9 protein-coding genes are annotated in these 18,502 nt (G+C 42.7%); 1 reads left to right on the forward strand and 8 read right to left on the reverse strand.

Features of this window, described 5'->3' with window-relative positions:
• Nucleotides 1-284: 284 nt before the first annotated feature.
• Nucleotides 285-1,493: an IS110 family transposase gene (locus V9W66_RS09000; RefSeq protein ID WP_144100615.1), complete on the forward strand. Its 1,209-nt coding sequence runs from the start codon at nt 285-287 to the stop codon at nt 1,491-1,493.
• A gap of 239 nt (nt 1,494-1,732) precedes the next feature.
• Here V9W66_RS09000 and V9W66_RS09005 read toward each other — a convergent pair whose 3' ends face one another.
• The 8 genes from V9W66_RS09005 to V9W66_RS09040 all read right to left on the reverse strand — a co-directional run bounded on the left by V9W66_RS09005 (nt 1,733) and on the right by V9W66_RS09040 (nt 18,463).
• Entirely contained in the window at nt 1,733-2,425 is a 693-nt protein-coding gene (locus V9W66_RS09005) for an ABC transporter ATP-binding protein (protein ID WP_144094036.1), read from the reverse strand.
• Entirely contained in the window at nt 2,418-3,839 is a 1,422-nt protein-coding gene (locus V9W66_RS09010; RefSeq protein ID WP_144094037.1) for a hypothetical protein, read from the reverse strand. Before V9W66_RS09010 ends, V9W66_RS09005 begins: the two co-directional genes overlap by 8 nt.
• A gap of 9 nt (nt 3,840-3,848) precedes the next feature.
• Nucleotides 3,849-4,175, reverse strand: coding sequence for a hypothetical protein (locus V9W66_RS09015; RefSeq protein WP_144094038.1), 327 nt, complete (start codon nt 4,173-4,175; stop codon nt 3,849-3,851).
• A 42-nt stretch (nt 4,176-4,217) separates the two neighbouring features.
• On the reverse strand, nt 4,218-5,336 hold the full coding sequence (locus tag V9W66_RS09020) for a helix-turn-helix domain-containing protein (RefSeq protein ID WP_144094039.1): 1,119 nt from the start codon (nt 5,334-5,336) through the stop codon (nt 4,218-4,220).
• A gap of 202 nt (nt 5,337-5,538) precedes the next feature.
• Nucleotides 5,539-5,763 (reverse strand): class B sortase, encoded by a 225-nt coding sequence (locus tag V9W66_RS09025; protein ID WP_243121704.1) that lies wholly within the window; start codon nt 5,761-5,763, stop codon nt 5,539-5,541.
• A 194-nt stretch (nt 5,764-5,957) separates the two neighbouring features.
• Nucleotides 5,958-9,239: a DUF3849 domain-containing protein gene (locus V9W66_RS09030; RefSeq protein WP_144094040.1), complete on the reverse strand. Its 3,282-nt coding sequence runs from the start codon at nt 9,237-9,239 to the stop codon at nt 5,958-5,960.
• A 23-nt stretch (nt 9,240-9,262) separates the two neighbouring features.
• Nucleotides 9,263-10,135 carry a DUF6674 family protein gene (locus V9W66_RS09035; RefSeq protein ID WP_144094041.1) on the reverse strand — a complete coding sequence of 291 codons (873 nt, stop codon included), beginning with the start codon at nt 10,133-10,135 and terminating at the stop codon, nt 9,263-9,265.
• A 12-nt stretch (nt 10,136-10,147) separates the two neighbouring features.
• Nucleotides 10,148-18,463: a DEAD/DEAH box helicase family protein gene (locus V9W66_RS09040; RefSeq protein ID WP_144094042.1), complete on the reverse strand. Its 8,316-nt coding sequence runs from the start codon at nt 18,461-18,463 to the stop codon at nt 10,148-10,150.
• Nucleotides 18,464-18,502: the final 39 nt, after the last annotated feature.

The raw sequence follows: 18,502 nt of genomic DNA on the forward strand, positions 1-18,502 counted from the left end.
CTCTTTTCTACTACAATATATTTATGGTTAATATCCCTTACAGCCAGTAAGGAATTATCCATCTTGTTGCTTAAGCTGTATAATGATGGAGCAATTGGTATATCGTCCCTTTTCTTGGACATCGCGTCCGCAATTAAGACTGATAACCAGCTCCTCATTCGCAGCGTTCGTTTTATGCAGGTTGAATCGCCATAGGTGCATTCGCGTCACACCACAGTAGATTGAATAGGCAATGAGTAAAACTGGTATTTATCCATTGCAATAATCTTAAGGAGTGACAATTTATGAACGCAGTAGGTATCGATGTTTCAAAAGGTAAAAGTATGGTTGCTATCATGCGACCATTCGGTGAAATTGTTTCCACACCTTTTGAAATCAAACACACGGCCAGTGACATCCGTTCACTTGTAGAACTAATCAATTCTGTTGAAGGTGAGTCCCGAATCGTGATGGAGCACACAGGACGTTATTATGAAGTCCTCGCTCATCAGCTTTCAGAGGCAAATCTTTTCGTCAGTGCCATTAACCCAAAACTTATCAAAGACTTTGATAATGATTCTCTTCGTAAAGTGAAATCTGATAAAGCGGATGCTGTTAAGATTGCCCGATATGCTCTTGACAAATGGCAAAATCTTAAACAGTATAATGTTATGGATGAATTACGTAATCAGCTCAAAACCATGAACCGTCAGTTCGGCTTTTACATGAAACACAAGACGGCTATGAAAAATAATCTTATCGGCATCCTTGACCAAACCTATCCTGGTGTTAATACTTACTTTGACAGTCCTGCACGCAGTGACGGCAGCCAGAAATGGGTTGATTTTGCATCTACATACTGGCATGTGGACTGTGTCCGTAAAATGTCCCTGAATGCCTTTATCGACCATTATCAAAACTGGTGCAAACGCAAGAAGTACAACTTCAGTCAGTCAAAAGCTGAAGAAATCTATGGAAAAGCAAAGGAACTTGTTCCTGTACTTCCAAAGGATGCCATTACAAAGCTTATTATCAAGCAGGCTGTAGACCAGCTTAATAGTGCCTCTACAACTGTTGAATCACTACGCACTCTCATGAATGAAACTGCATCCAAACTCCCGGAATATCCTGTCGTTATGGCTATGAAAGGGGTTGGAACTTCACTTGGTCCTCAGTTGATGGCTGAGATCGGAGATGTTTCCCGTTTCACTCACAAAAGTGCTATTACTGCATTTGCCGGTGTAGATCCTGGTGTTAATGAATCCGGAACCTATGAACAAAAAAGTGTTCCTACCTCAAAACGAGGTTCCGCTGATCTTAGAAAGACTTTATTTCAGGTAATGGATGTCCTGATTAAAACGCATCCTCAAGATGATCCTGTTTATCAGTTCTTAGATAAGAAACGTGCTCAAGGCAAGCCTTACTATGTCTATATGACTGCAGGTGCTAACAAGTTTCTAAGAATCTACTACGGACGAGTGAAAGAATATCTTTCATCTCTTCCAGAATCTTAATTATCCACTAATATTTTCAGACCAGCACTGGTGTGGTGGTCTTATTTTGATACCCAATTTTCAACCTGTATAAAATTTTCAATGTTCTTTCAATTTAGCCTTGACTTTTTATTTGCAGGCTTAATAAAGGAACGACGGCCTTGCTTTGTTCAAAGCCGCAATCTAGTCAAAATATGGGGATAGGCTGCTGAACGACATTTTTCTTTTGCCGTCGTCCGTCAGATAACCTCTATTTTAATTCAGACACATTTCTGAAAAAACACATCTTCCAGCTGTTTAAAATCTTTCGGATTTTCAGTTTGAAAAACTTTCCTTTGTTTGTCGATAAAAACTATATCATCGCAGAAATTCGCAACCAAATCGAGGTTGTGGATAGAAAACAGGACAAGATTACCCCTATCCCGATATTCGCTCAGCAGATTCTTTAGCATAGCTACACTTTCCGGATCAAGTCCATTGAAAGGCTCATCCAAAATCAAATTACCCGCACCAGAAAGAAAGGCTGCCATCAAATACACTTTTTGTTTCATTCCCAATGAGTAATTCGCAATATATTCATTCAGTGATCGATCCAATTTGAATGCGATTGACAGCTTTTTGAGTGTTTCATCAGATTTCACAACGTCTTGACGATATAACTGTATAATGCACTTCAAGTATTCATTTCCAGTCAAATTCAAAAACATCTCTTTGCTGTCTGGCACATAGAAAAAGTGAAATTTAGACTCATATTTCTGGCTGTTAATACCATCAACCTCCACTTTTCCGCTGTCTAAATTGGCAGGTTGTGTAACCGCATTTAATAATGTGGATTTTCCTATTCCATTAACACCGACCAGTGCATAAATCCGTTGATTTTCTAAAGAGCAGGAAACATTTTCAAGGATTGCATTGTTTCCATATTTTTTTGAAAGATCAATTATTTCAATCACGAAAGGCCCTCCTGTAAAATATCAAATATCCAAGCTCTATCATAACAATGCAGACACTTATACAGACTGCAAACAAAAGCAGAGAGATGGAACCAGATATTTGTGTTGAAAAATATATTTCCCAAACAGTCAGAGCTATTGAAACAAAGAGAACCAACACTTTACTGATATTCCCATGGAGCAACTCATTTGTACTATTTGGTGTGCGCGGCATTTTATAATCTAAAAATACCCCAATCCATACGCAACTGTAATTCGTAGCTGTACCATAACCGAGAAGCAAACAGGCGTCCAATATGGGGATATTGCGAAAAAGAATTACTCCCACCCCAAACAGCAATACTGTAAGTTCTCCCCATAGAAACCCCTGTATTGTTTTCCAGAAAAACAGCCGATGTGCGGATATAGGAAGAAAAGAAAAATAGGATTTATTTGGGTCGCTGGAATACGCTGTACTTGAAATCGTATTAACTGCACAGCAGGATACCAACAGGAATAATTCTAGCGCATATTTTTCAGACAAACCTATCCATTCAAAATTTTGTACCAGCAAGCTAAAGAGAACAAATACTGTTAGAATATTCTTGATGTTTGAAAAGAAAATGAGTTCCTTATTTCTTGACACTCTTTTCCATTCCAACAAAAAATATGGATTTTGAATTTTAGTAGGTGCGATGGCCTTATCAGTTCTCCTGTACTGGAAATTCTGTGTATTCAGATACCCTCTGATATATTTAGCTTTCACGAAAAAGCTGGTGCAAACCGCCAGCAATATCATGGGCAGTATTACAATCAAAAGCCACTGGACAGGATTAAATATCCCATTCAGATTTTCTAAATATCCAGACCAAAAGAAAATTTTAGTTACAAGATTGCCCACAGACAAAGCCAGCAATAAAAAGGCTCCATATTGAAAGAGAATAAATCCATATCCCACAATGGACGCCGGAAGCAAATTCCCAATAGCCGTAGATAGCACCAGGACAAGCAAATCAATCAGACAACTACAAATCCAGCAACCTAGCAGAATGGTAATGGTTAAAAGCCAATCATCACTTGCGTATAAAAAATAAGCCCAAAATCCACAAACAACCATACCAAATTGGAAACAGGCAAGACGGCCAATAACTAACGAAACCAACTTGTCAACCGACACCGGAAAGCATAGTACATCTTTTATTCTTCGATTTGTAAAAAGCTGATCTGGTATTTTATATATCGCAACAAAAGCACATATCCAAAATGTCAGAATTGCAACTAACACACGGTAAGATGATATTGGTTCAGGGAGATAGCGGTTTACGATATACCATGTCAAGTACCCCACATAAATTCCTACCATTGCAATGGAAAGAGTGATGACAGGAGTGTTTCTACTTTTTAGGATTGCTTTATATAATGTGCACTTAATCATGGCTCTAACTTATACCTGTGAGATGTACGATACCATCATTACAACCAAAAGCACAACAAACATAACGCTATTCACCTTAGTCAAACGCTTTTGCTTGATAAAGCCAATATTCACAACCAAAGCAATAACCGGAAACAGCCAAACGGCTAAAACACTGGGGAGTGGATAATAAGTATCACCTGTATGCAAAATAGAAATCTGTTCGGGCAGGAAAAACAGCATAATACCAGACAGCACGAACATGAAAAGGATAATTGCAAAATTGACAGTTGCCAGCTTCGCGTTGTTTTCGGTAAAGTTTTCACCCAGGATATTTTTCAGAAATTTGCGTATCATTTTATAATCCTCCATTTCTCAACCAGTTTCTTCGATACTGGTTCACTGATTTTCTTCAAGAGTTTTTAACCGTTTTATCATGTTCTGAAATTGAACATTATCTTTTAACGGTTCAAAGACTTTACAATTTATAATAGACTCCGACACACTTTTTTGCATCATCATTTGGTTTCGGGGCATATCGCTTCCCAGCGTAAGCGTGTTTTCCAACCACCCATCTAATAGATCAAAATATTCGTCACCATGAAAATTCAGGGGATAAATATTACTGGTTGCTAGCTGCGTATATTTTTCCAATGTTTTCAATGCTTTTTCCGAGTTTCCCAACTTCATATACCCTTGTGCAATTGTAAAATACAACGGGAGTATAATTCCCGGATGTAATTTGTTCAAATTGAAAGCTCCGGCAATAGCAAGGGCCCTCCGACCTGTTTCCTCAAAGGTTTCCGCATTGTCCAGACACAACCCTAAATATATGGATAACAGGTTCATAAGAATAACCGTATGCTGAAAAATACCTACCTGCAAAATACTTCTGGCTTCTTTTTTATTACCCAGAAAATGATAAGCCGAGGCAAGCAAAGGTTCCGTGGATGTCATAGAAAAATCAGGCTCCCCCAGAAGATTTAGCACTTCTTTCGGATTGCCGAGAGATAATTGACATAGAGCCTCCATGTTAAGGGCCTGTTTTGCCAAATCCACGTCGTCTGTTTCGGATTTCACTCGTTCAAAAAGCCTGCTGGCTTCCTCCAATATTTCTTTTGCTATGGCCTTATCTTCAATCAGTGTGTTATGATTTACATACAAGCTACCGATTTGATATAAGAGAGGAAAACAGGAGAAATATTTTTTTGTAATCTCCTGGCATTGTTCTCTTACTTGCTCTATCGGCTGCGTGGAGAAGTCTGAGGCCAACTTTCGGTATATGTCACGAATTTGTTCTTTTGTCATTTGTGGTTCATAGCCGACCAGTTCGTCAATACTGATATTGAAATAAGTGGCAAGCTGCGGTAACAAAGTAATATCAGGATATGTCGTTCCTGTTTCCCATTTTGAAACAGCAGCTTTAGAAACACCTATATATGAGGCCAATTCGTCCTGTGTAATTCCTCGCTTATGGCGGTTTTCAATCAGAATGTGTCCGAGATTGATTTCTTTCATGTTCTTTACCTCCTAACAGCAGTATAAAAAAATGAGGCATGAAAAGCAATAGAGCTACTTTTAACTTCTTGTGAAAAAGTAAACCAGCAGGAAACCTCCTACTCATGTCCCCCCTTCGCTGCAGAAAGTTTCCTATAAGTGGCTGATTCAGCCTGCCCCTAACATTGCCTACATGGTATACGTGATACTATGTCAAGATTGGCTATTCTATTTTCTTTGCTACCACCACCATTCTTCCATTCCTGGCAGAATATTCGCAAGTTACTAATGTCAGCAGATCATCCCCATACTCCGGAATAACATTGGTTTCATACAGGGACAATCTTTTACACTTCCTCACATATTCGTCAAACTTTTCATTCTTATCCGCATTCACAAATTCATAAAATGCAAATCCCTTTGTATCGTATACTGTAGTTTTAAACACTGCCTGCAGAGTACATCCAGACAGCAAGACACTCTATCATTCCCAAAGCACGAAATCCATGTCTTATTTTCTTCATATGTCAGTTCCTCCTTATGTCCATTTTCAGTATCATTTTCACGGAAAAAGGCGGCAGAAAATGCCCTCACGCACTTTCTGCCGCCTGTACCCCTATTCTTCACTTAAATCACTTTTTCTCACTTATCCATGCTTCTTTCCGGTTTCTTCTCCGGTTCCTTTGCTGGTTTGTCAGCCTGTGCCACACGTTCCTTATTCAATGCCAGCTTTTCCATGATAGACATTCCCTTTGTATCCGATTTTTCCTGCTTCTCCGGTTTTATATTATTGAGAACACCGTCAATCTGGTTATAATTTGCCTCTTCCAGTTCTTCCACTTTTGTCAAAGGATTTTTCTCTCTCCGTTCCGCCAGATCATCTATACGATTTACAAACGCTTTCGCTGCTTTTACATCTTCTACAGGTTCCCATTCATCAATGACCCCCTGCAGCCATTCTCTGATATATCCTGCATCTCCGCTTTGTAAATCACAATAAATCCGGCTCACATTTTCTTCTCTATCATCTACCGCATCCCAATATTCATAAGTATCATACTCTTCTGAAAATTTATCGATGTCCGCAGCCAGCTCCCTGCAGTCTTTGTCATAATTTTCTGCTATTTTCTGGCTTTCCAAAGCTTTTGTTTCCCTATCCCATACTTTCATTTCCGGGAAACGGGCAATAGCATCCTTGATTGCCTGTTGCACCAGCGTACTATCCCGAAATTCCGGCACATGGTTGATCATATCCACATCAATCGCCTTACCACTTACCAGATCAAACTCACTGTCCATATAACGCTCAGTTCCTTCCGTATGCAGCGTAAATCCAATGCCTTTTACAGCACTCATTCTTTCTGACGGAATCGCTTCATACAAATGCACTGCTTCCTCAAAGGTAAGATTTTCATGGTATTCCCCAAGACTCGGAAATTCCATACACTCCGCCACATAAAATGTCAATGTCTGCACCGGATGTTCCGTAACCACCTCTGCTTTCTGCTGATCGGACGTTGTTTCTCTAAAACTTTTCACTTTTTCCTCCAGATATTGATTTGCTCTGGCTAAGTATTCCTCAATGCTTCCGGACTTCTCTGCTGTGATAGGATTGATGTCTACCATCATACCTCCAACGGATAAGCCATTCTCATGAAGCATATCAAAAAATACATCTTCCCGTATTTCTCCCTGATATTCAATCACCACATCCACATCAGAATCTTCCCTTTGAATATCTGCAGTCCGGCTTCCATATACTCTTGCTGCAGTCACTTTCACATCATACCCGGCATCATCCACCATGCTTTGTGCATAAGCCAACACAGTTTCCTCGATGTCTACCCGGCTCATCTGGTTCAATGCTTTCTCTGGTTCCGTTTTATCAGAAACAGGCGGTACCTTTAATACTTCTTTCTTTGCTTCCCTCTGTGCCTGTTCCTGACGCACCAGATGGACGAATCCATCCAACACCGCCGGATGGCTGTCTACCAGAAAATCTATATTTCTATTTCTCTCCCAACTGTCCATATCCTCCGCTACCGGGATTGTCTTTGCCCATTCCTTGTTTTCCCGTGAAAAGCGTCCGTCCTGCTCTTTCAGACGGATGCTGCTGGAAAGAACGTAAACAACTCGCTCCATACCATATCCGTCAAGCACTTCCTCTGCCGCATCCGGCTGCAGATGCATCCCGTCAAAATTATCACGGATAGCAGCTTCTATGGCATTTTTACAGGCAATGTTCTCGTTTCTGGATATTCGGTACTGTTCCAGTTCCCCGTGTTCTCTGGCATACGCCGCTGAGTGGGCATACACCGAAAAATATTCCTCAGATAATTTCTGCGGCTCTATGCGGTTTGCTTCTTCCACATGCTCCATGAATGACTCGTAATTCAGCACCTCGCCATCCTCATAGTCCAAGTTCTCATCTTCCAGAATTTCACTCATAGCCTCTTCTATATTTAAATCCGTATTGTCATAAACTCCTCCGTCCAACTCCCGGTAATTTCGGCTGTAAAAGGTATAATCAAATCCTTCATCCGTATGCTGGATGGTAAAATACCGTCCGCCAATCGCATAAGCAATCTGTGTCTCATGCAGATCAATCGCAACATCCATCTGCTCTACTACGGATTGTATCTCCGGATTATCCCACCCTTCTATCTCTCGGTAATCGAAAGTCATGCGGTCTATGCCGTTATAACACTGGATAAAGTCAAGACTTCCCGGAAGCGGATTGCTGTTCTGGATACCAAAGGCTTTTCTCTTATCATTTGGCAGTGAAAAGTACGCCTGCAGTGCTTCTTTTATGTCTGCATACTTCTTTATGTCCAGTGGCCCGGCTTTCTGCAAATCCTCTACCACATAATAATAGTCAATATAAGAATGCTCTGCTTTCTGCTCTTCTCTATCCTGTTGCTGTTCTAAAAACTGCGCTACTTCCTGAAATCCAAAACGATCTACATACTGAGCATGGTTCTCCCCATTCTGATGAAGCAGTACAATATCACTAACTGACAGGGAATGTCCGGTAAAATCTTCCGGACGAAACAGGTTAAACTGCTCAAAAATATCATCCAGGGTCTGTCCTTTTTGAAGCGGCGCTGTATAAATCAGCTCGTAGTTTCCCTTTTCCACCTGCAGACCGGACTTTTCCAGTAAATCCAGACTGGCGAAACGATGGTAATGCAGCTCTTCACCATCTTTTAACTGATAAATACCGAAACGGTCTGTCTCTCCTGTAAACAATTCTTTTTCTTTCTCATTTAAGAAAACAGGTGCCTCCAGTTCCTTCCTTGCATTTTCAATCACCTGTTCATGAACACGAAAATCTGGATGATGAAGCGTATCCCGAAGCTCCTGTGCCAGCTTATAGGTATCTGCCATATTTCCAGTTTTCTCCGCATAAGTGTGGAGTAATTTCCATTCCGAATCATTTAATACAGGTTCCCCAAAGTCTATACGATTGATCAGATTTTCCACCTGTTTTTCTATAGAAAGTTCTGTGCTTTCTACTACCTCTGCTTCATCTACATCAAACCAGAAATCATAAAAGACCGGGTAATCATCACCTTTTCCATTTGATGCCAATATTGACATCACCTCTGCACCCTGATCTCTGAAATACTCTTCCACATCAAGATTTGCCAACGCATCCTCATCCATTCCGGCAATATTGTTCATCTGTTCTTTTACCCATTCCCGGCTCTGATCTGTTATTTTACATACCACATAATCCGTTTCAAACTGAGAGGAAAACATAACCACCACATCACTGTCTTTGATTGGTTCCTGTTCCATTGCTTCCATTTCCTGATCAATTTTAAGGAAGGCATCCTCATTTTTCTCCATTTCTTCCTTAAGTCTGCGAAATTCCTCTCTGTTTTCATCCCATGCTTTCTGTAATTCTGCATATCTTCCCATATCTGCTCCTTTCCGGGTTATCCCTACAATGCCGCTTCCTGTTTCTTTGCCGTTTCTGCCATCGGTGCTGTTTTCTGCTGTCCGGCCTGCTTTTCTTTCATAGACTGCAGTTTCTCCATGATGGAGGACTTCTCCTGCTTATCTGGCAGTTTTTCTACACTTGCTGCTTTTTTCCCATCCGCAATCTTCTCTACTCTCTGCTCCAGATTTTCTATTTTATGGATGTCCTTTTCAATCTTCCCCGCATTTTTCAGACAGAAATCCTTCATGGCCTGATAAGGACGTTTCATCTGATAGAAAAATCCGCCCTCTTTTGGCTGTGCTACTTCCTGTGCTTCTTTTCCGACCATAACTCTTCCTACATTTTTAGCATGGGTTGTAGTTGCCCGCAATTCTCCGGCTACCTGATCGATCTTATCCATCGAACTCTGCATTTCTTTCGCACTCTGCAGCAATGACTCCCGTATCTGGGTAAGACTTTCCTTTACCCCTAAGAACTCACACACATGATTTAAGGCAGTCACACCCTGATCTTTAAAATTTTGAACAAGCTGTGCTGCCTTTTCATTCAATCTGGTTTTCATACCATGTATCTGTTCCTGCAGGTGATTGGCCTGCCCCTGCAGATTCTGTATCAGATCGGACAGGGTATGACGTACTTCTTTTGTCTGTGGGATCTGCTGTACCTGTGCAAGCTGTGCCTTGACCGTATCCAGTTCCTCCAGAACGGAAAAGAAATTTTCCTCAATATCATTCATGTAATTCATCAGTAGGTGAACCGTCTGCCGGTTCTGCTCCAAATTCACATCCAGCAGGATTTTTAACAATTCCTCTACGTTTGGCATCTCTGTTTCTTTTTCTTCCGCCACTTCAATTTTTTCATTTTCCAAGGGCATTTTTTAGTCCTCCTATAAACTCGCTGCTTTTTCTCTGTTTTTGTTATTTCCTATTCCCATCTGGCTGCTCTGTTCTTTAAACTGTGCCAGTTTTTCCATAATAGAGGTACGAGCATCCTCTTTTCCGGATAAAGATGTATCTGCTTCCTCCTGCTCTTCCAGACAATCCTCTGCTCCTTTTTCATCCATGTTTAAAAGAGCATTTAATTCTGATAATCGATCCAGCTTTTCATTCAGTTCTAACTCCTGTGCAAAAGGTTTCTTTACTTCTTCTTTTGCATTTTCAAGCTGCTTTTGGGTATTGTTCAATGCTTCTTTTTCCTTTTGCAGCTCCTTTTCCATCGCATCCAGTGCATTGCCGATACGGGTCAGATTACCAAAGACATCGGTACCGATTTCCACGTTATGGCTCAATGCGCCTTTTAAATTGACCGTAAACTTCTGATAAAAGCTGTCAAACGTAACATTCATTTTAAATCCCAGATACTCTCCGATTGGTGTTGCCACATTGGGTGTTTTTACCTGTCTGCAGAAAGAAATGAGGGCAGTTCCGGCTTCCTTTTTATCCGTGTAGATACGATCTCCAAGTTTCATCGCAAAACTTTCCTTATCCGCAGGCTTCACCTCTTTGTAATGCGCCAGATCAATCTCATATGCGGCAATCATTTCTTTTGCCGCACTGATTTTCTTCGGGTAATTCTTTGCGATATTATCCTCCAGACGGTAAATCTGGCTGGTATGGTTGGCTTTTAAGAGTTTGAGCTTTGATACCTGAATGTCCAGATCCATCTTTTCTTTTATGTAGGGATTACCCGTAGCCAGTGCCTTAACTTCCGCATAGGATAATGCCGCTTCATCTACATCCTCACAGGAACGTACCGGGGATTTACTGGTCATAATCTGCCCGATGAATTTCTGTTTATTCTCAATGAGCTGCCAGGAGTATGCATCAAATGTTCCCTCTGTGATATAGCGGAAAATGCGGACTTTCGGATTTTCATTTCCCTGACGTAAAATACGTCCTTCCTGCTGTTCAATATCAGACGGACGCCACGGCACATCCAGGTGATGCAGGGCAATCAGTTTGTCCTGCACATTGGTACCTGCGCCCATTTTTGCAGTGGAACCAAGCAAAAAGCGAACCTGCCCGCTCCTTACCTTTGCGAACAGCTCCGCTTTTCTTATTTCTGTATTTGCCTCATGTATAAATGCGATTTCTTCTTCCGGTACCCCTTTCGCCATCAATTTTCTTTTGATGTCATGATATACGTCATCAAAAACTTCTGCATCTTCTTCCTTTCCATTTATTTCAGCTTTTGCTTTACCGACAGCCTTCGGTGTACTAAGGTCGCAGAAAATCAACTGAGTAGATTTCTGCTCTGCTGTCTCTTTCCAGATGTCCAGTGCCTTTTCCACACAGGCATTGACTTTGGAATCTTCATTATCCGGCAGCATCGGATTGACAAGTCTCTGATCCAGTGCCAGTTTTCTTCCATCGTTGGTTATCCGCAGCATATTATCCTGTGACGGGTCAACCAGCCTGTCCCTGACGGCCTGCGCCCGGTCTGCAAGACTTTCCACCATTTCCTGTTGATATTCGCTGGGTTTTAACACCACATCTTCATAGACCGCCTCCGGAACCGGAAGTTTCAGCATATCCGGTGTCTGAATGTCTGCCGACTCTTTAAAGACAGAAATCAGCTCCGGCAGGTTGAAGAATTTCGCAAACCTTGTTTTCGCCCGGTATCCGGTTCCCTCCGGTGCCAGCTCAATGGCAGTGATGGTTTCCCCAAAGGATGCCGCCCAACTGTCAAAATGTCCAAGCCCCATCCTCTGCAGCGTGCCATACTGGAGGTAACGCATGTTCGTGTAGAGTTCCGTCATACTATTCGAGATGGGGGTTCCGGTTGCAAACGTAACGCCCTTTCCTCCGGTCAGTTCGTCCATGTACTGGCATTTTGCAAACATATCCGAGGACTTCTGTGCTTCGGTCTGTGCGATACCTGCCACATTCCTCATTTTGGTATAAAGGAACAAATTTTTATAGTTGTGGCTCTCATCCACAAAGAGCCTGTCCACTCCCAACTGCTCAAAGGTAACGACATCATCTTTTCTGGATGTATCATTCAGGCGTTCCAGTCTTGTCTGCAGGGATTTCTTTGTTTTTTCCATCTGTTTGATGGTGTAACGCTCCCCATTCTCCGCTTTTGCCGTTTCAATCGCCATCTCGATCTCATCAATCTGTCCTTCGATGATGCGCTCCTGACGTTCCCTGGACAATGGAATTTTCTCGAACTGACTATGCCCGATGATGACTGCATCATAATCACCTGTAGCGATCCTGGAACAGAATTTTTTACGGTTTGCAGGTTCAAAATCTTTTTTCGTAGCGGCAAGGATATTTGCTCCCGGATAAAGCTGCAGAAATTCACTTGCCCACTGCCCGGTCAAATGATTCGGTACTACAAACAAAGATTTCTGGGCAAGTCCAAGCCGTTTGCTCTCCATTGCAGCCGCCGCCATTTCATAAGTTTTTCCAGCCCCCACACAATGTGCAAGCAGAGTATTATCCCCGTAAAGCTGATGGGCAACCGCATTTTTCTGATGCGGACGCAGGGTAATGTCGGGGGACATTCCCGGAAAGGTCAAATGGCTTCCGTCAAATTCTCTGGGGCGGTTAGAATTGAAAATTTCATTGTACTTTTCGCAAAGTGCCTCCCTGCGGTCTGCATCCTGAAAGATCCAATCCTTATAGGCTTCCCGGACAGCTTCCTGCTTCTGACTTGCCAAAGTAGTCTCTTTTTTATTTAATACACGCTTTTCCTTGCCATCCTCTATAACGGTATCAAAAATACGGCAGTCTCGTAAGTTTAAGGAATCTTCCAGTATTTTATAGGCATTCGCCCTGCCTGTTCCGTAAGTAGCTTCCACAAGAGGATTGCCGCTGTCTGCATTCTTTCCCTTGATGTTCCACTGTCCGGTCACCGGGGAATACTGCACTCCGATAACCTCTTTGTCCATCTTCCACTCCGGTGTTTCAAACACCTGCCGCATAAAATCATTGATGTATTTAGGGTCTACCCAGGTTGCACCAAGCCGTACCTCTATTTCGGAAGCATCCAGAAGTTTCGGCTGTACCCGTTCCAGTGCCGCTACATTTACGGCATATTCCGGGTTCGTTTCTGCAGATAAGCGGGCAATAGACAGCTTTTCCCGCACTTTTCCGGATAAATACTCATCACTGTTTTCCCATCCGGCATATGGGTCATCTGGGTCACTTAACGGATTCTTAAAGATCACACCCGACAGCTCTGACACAATCCGCTCATAATGTTCGGAACCGCCTAAAAGCGATTCCATGTACCGAATATCCACACAGGCTTTTTCACTCATGGAAACTGCCAGCGCTTCGAAAGGGGTATCTACGGAAGTCACCGTTTCCTGCCGTTTGATGGTACGCTTTGTAAACATATCTGCTTTGCACTTCAAGGTACCATCCTCATTTAAGACTTCCAACGAACATAGCAGACAGTAACTGGAATCCTGATTAAACGCCCGCTTATTGGTCTGGGAATTGATAAGTCCGAATTTCTTTGTAAACTCATCATACAACGCAGATAATTCTGCCTGCTTTTCCCGGATAACGGTATCTCCGTATTCTTCCAACTGATAGGCAATGAGATCATTGACGGTATCACGAAGCGAAACCATTCCTTTGATACGCTCCTGCATGGTTCCTGTCATCTCCACAGGCTTCATCACGGAATTTTCCCGGTAATACACTTCCCCATCTACTACCGCATAACTGAAATTTTTCACCGATGGGTCAGCCAGAATCGTCGCTTTTTCTATATCATCTTCCAGCTCATCCAGACCGGAGTTTTCAATTTCTCCCTGTATATGGCTCATTGCTTCCTTTAGTTGTTCTTCCAGAGATTTTCCCTCTATTGGGCTGCACGTGGCTTCCATGCCATAGGGTCCGGATACCAGTTCCATCTTTCCTGCCACCATTTCCGGATGTTCAATGAAATACTGGTTCATGGCAATTCCATCTTCATTTTCTCCAAGATGTACCCAATCCGGTTCCAGATCCACCACACGGTCACGCTTCTTAAAGAACAGAATGTCAGAAGTGACTTCCGTTCCGGCATTCGCCTTAAATGCTGTGTTTGGCAGACGCACCGCTCCCAGAAGCTCCGCCCTCTGTGCCAAGTATTTTCGGACGGCAGGACTTTTCTTATCCATGGTTCCCTTAGAAGTAACTACCGCTACAATTCCGCCTGGCCGTACTTTATCCAGAGATTTTGCCAAGAAATAGTCATGGATTAAAAAGTTATGTTTATCGTATGGCTTATCCGCCACCTTATACTGTCCAAAAGGTACATTTCCCACCACAACATCAAAAAAATCCTTAGGATGGTTTGTTTTTTCAAAACCAGAAATCTGAATCTCTGCCTTTGGATAAAGCTGCTTTGCGATCCGTCCGGTCAGGCTGTCCAGCTCCACCCCGTACAGGCGGCTGTCCTGCATCCGCTCCGGCAGCATCCCGAAGAAATTCCCGATACCTATAGACGGTTCCAGAATATTTCCTTTTTCAAACCCCATCCTGCCAAGTGTATCGTAGATAGAACGGATAATTATCGGAGATGTGTAATGGGCATTTAAGGTAGACTCTCTGGCAGACGCATATTCTTCCGGGCTTAACAGGGATTTCAGCTTCTGATACTCGTTATACCATGCACCGTTTTTCTCATCGAAGGCTTCGGAAAGTCCTCCCCAACCCACATATCCGGATAAAATTTGCTGTTCTTCCTGTGTTGCAATCCGATGTTCGTTCTCAATCTGCTGTAATGTCTCAATCGCTGCGATGTTCCGTTCAAACTTCTGTTTTGCGGTTCCTGCCCCTAATGCATCATCTGTTATATGAAAATTGACAGCTCCCGTTCGATCAATCCTATCCCCCGGCTCCGTCTTTTGCACTGTAACTTCTGGTTTTACTTCAAAGTCCGGCATCAATGGCTCGACCTCGGAAGTATCCACTTCCTCTGTTTCTACCATCTCCTCATTTATTTCCGCAGTTTCTTCCTGTTCCGGTACGTCTGCTTTCCCATTCTCCGACTCTTCTTTTTCCGGCTCTGACTTCTGTGCCTGCAGATTTTTTCCAGCTTCATGCACCAGCTCATCATAAGGAATTTCCCGAATTTCCTCTGCATGATCAGAAAGATATTCCCTTGCTGCAGCCTCATTGATAAAAAAACTGCTTTGCTTCGAATACGGTTCTAAATGTCCATCTTCTTCAATGGTTACAAGACGATATCGGATTCCTTGCCGTCCATCCTGATAGTGATAAGTAAAAAAGCCGATACTGTAATCGGTATAATCTTCTGTACTTTCCAGTGCCACCACCTTACGATGATCGTTCTGTCCCTGTTCTATCTCTGGTTCTTGAACTGTTTCTTCCGGTATTTCCGCTTCAGCCTGCAGTTTTTCTTTTGCTTTTTCCAAAGCTTTCTGTTCTTTTTCTGCCTTCCACGCTGCAAAGGCTTCTTTTGCTTTTGGAGTAAGGAAACGATCTATATCAATCAGTTTCCGGATACGTTCTGCAACTTTTGTCCATGTAAGCAAAAGCTTTGCTGTCGGCTCCATAATACTTCCTTTACTCAGTCGCAGACCCTTTCCATCATAATCTGCATAACTGTGCCACGCACCCACAAGTGCAGGACTGGAGCCTCCGATTCCATACTCATTCTTTAAAAAATCTGCCTGCTCTTTCTTGTTATGGTTGTTTAAAAAGAACTCATAAATACGGAATAACCCGCCGGACATACTGCTTCCACGACTTAACTTATAGTCAATTTCATCCTGCGTGATAAATGTTTCTACTGGCACTTCCACTTTTTTTGCTGACGGAAAAGATAGCTCTTCCCTTTTCAGTTCCTCCACGGAGGTACGGATGTCTTTCGGCTTATAAATCAGGCGGAACCTTGCTTTTACTTCTCCTCTGTCCAGTTCTCCGATTGCCTTATCCATATGATAAAGTATTTTATCAATACCCTCTGGGTTGGAAAGCATTTCCGCCAATGCCTGTTGACTGTCCGGGAAGCTACTCATACGCAGTTCCGGTTCCTCCGGCATGGTTCCGTATTCATCCCGGAAAAAGAAATAGATTTTTGACGCCAGTTCCATCCGTTCCTGTGCCGGCACATGCCAGACTTCTGCTTCCTCCATATATCTACCTGACACGATCAGTTCATGCGTATAATCTTCCACTCTCTTCCAGGATAACTTCAGCGGTGCACGAAATCTCGCCGCATTTCCCCTTGAGAAATTCATCCCTTCTTCATCGTACCAGACGCAAAGAGGCTCTCCTTCAAACGTAAAGCCTTTACCGCCCATACCATATTCCTGCTTCAAGAACTCTGCCATGGTATCCGCATCCAGACCTTTCTGGTATTTGGCATAAATACGGGAACGGCTGTTTTGCTGACCGCCGCCGCTTAACAGAACATAGTCAATCATTTCATCGGTAATCGGATTGGATGCAGCCAATGAAAATACCTCATCTGCCCGGTCAATAGAAATATTTCCCACCTGTTCTGCCATACTCGGAAAGAGGTTCATCTGCTCATAAACAGGCTCCCCTCTTTCTTCTGTTTCTTTCACTTCTTCCGGTATAAGATAGACATTTTCACGGATATAATCGTCCAGAAGCTCCCTGACCGCATCCCATGACAGCTTTGTCTCTGAAGTACGGGTAAGATAATTTCCCGCCCAGACAACAAGTCCATCTTCCTCTGCTTTATACCCCACACGCTGTCCATCTACATCAAAAAGGGAATAATCCTGGTTATAACTTTCTTTAATATATGCTGTCCGCTTTGCCTCGTCCGGTTCGGAAACAAACTTCATGGCAATGTCTGGACGCTTATTTTTCATATATTCATCAAAGCAAAGGACACCACGAAGCGTATTTTCATCCTCAGAAGACAAAAAATCGGGCAGCTCATCACTGTCCGATTTTTCTGGTTCTATATGAAATTGTGGTTCTTCCGGATATTCCGGAGTAATCTCCGGTTCTTCCTTTTCTTCTAACGGTAAATCAGTTCTGTCAGAATCATCTCCTCCGCTGACTGTCGGACGCTGTTCTTCATCTGCACCCACTTCGTCGGTTCTTTCTCTTTCAGTTCCTCGTTCACGCCCTGGCTCTGGCTCATCTGCTCTGTCAGCAGTTCCATCCTCTGCTCTGCTGTCTCCTGAATCTCCAGCAGGTGGTTCATCAATTTGCCGCTCAGAAGAAGCCCGGAATAAACTCCTTTCTTGTTCTCCTTCAGATAATCCCTCCGCAGGATACCGTACTTCGTCAGCATTCCCTCCGGCTGTTCGTCCATCTTGATATTCGGGATGTAATAATCGCCGTTCTTCTGATATGTCAGTTCCATAAACACTGCCCCTTTCTTCTCTATCATTCTCTTTTTTGTTTTCTTCGATGTTCTGTTTCCGCGTTTCGCTTTTACGCTTTAAAGCATTGTAGCGTAAGTTTTGAGTATTGTCAACTTCTTTTTTAGAGATTTCCTGTTCATACACACGGATTGCTTTCCCGATTTCCATGAGAATTGGTTTACAAAGTTCCGTTGTATTGCTTCCTAACTGTGAAAGTACCGGAACCGTATTAAATTCATGGATAAAATCAAAATTCATGGAATCCTGATAATCTTCTGCATCCAATCCACACCGGGTAAGCAGCGTATAGGATATACTGGCCCGCAATGTCTCCCGCAAATGGACTTTCAGGGAATACTCATCCAGTCCATCCAGAAAACTTCCGTCTGTCAGATACAAAAGATCCTCTGCCACTTCTTCATAACAGTCATTGGTCACACTCTCTGCAATCTCCAGGAGCCTGTCACCAAAGGACTTCTCTGCATCCGTTTCCCCGTAGATATGTTCCAAACGTTTCATGACGGATTGTTCCTGTTCCTGCTTTAATTCCCACAGGTACGGATCACGCCCGATTCTGCGGGCTTTATGGACATCTGATACGTCAAATACATATTTTAACCGTGTATAGGAATTTTCCTCATCAATCAGGGCAATACCCTTTGCCCCTTTATTTACCCAGCAGTTTAATTTCCGGCTGTTCCAGACTTCGATGCTGGCACAGGCCGTCGCATCCGGACGCTGGGCATAAATCAATAACTGTTCCTGGAATGGATATTTATATATCCTTGCGGCAGTGGTAAGATACCGCTTCCATGCAGTCTCATTTTTTACAACCTCTTTCGCAGTTTCTTCTGCCAATTTTGAGATTATTTCATATTTTCTTGCCAAATAAAATCCCTCCTTTATTTGTTGTACTCTGCTACATAA

The organism is Blautia massiliensis (ex Durand et al. 2017) (assembly GCF_051861785.1).
In the GTDB taxonomy this organism is placed as follows: Bacteria; Bacillota; Clostridia; order Lachnospirales; family Lachnospiraceae; genus Blautia_A; species Blautia_A luti_A.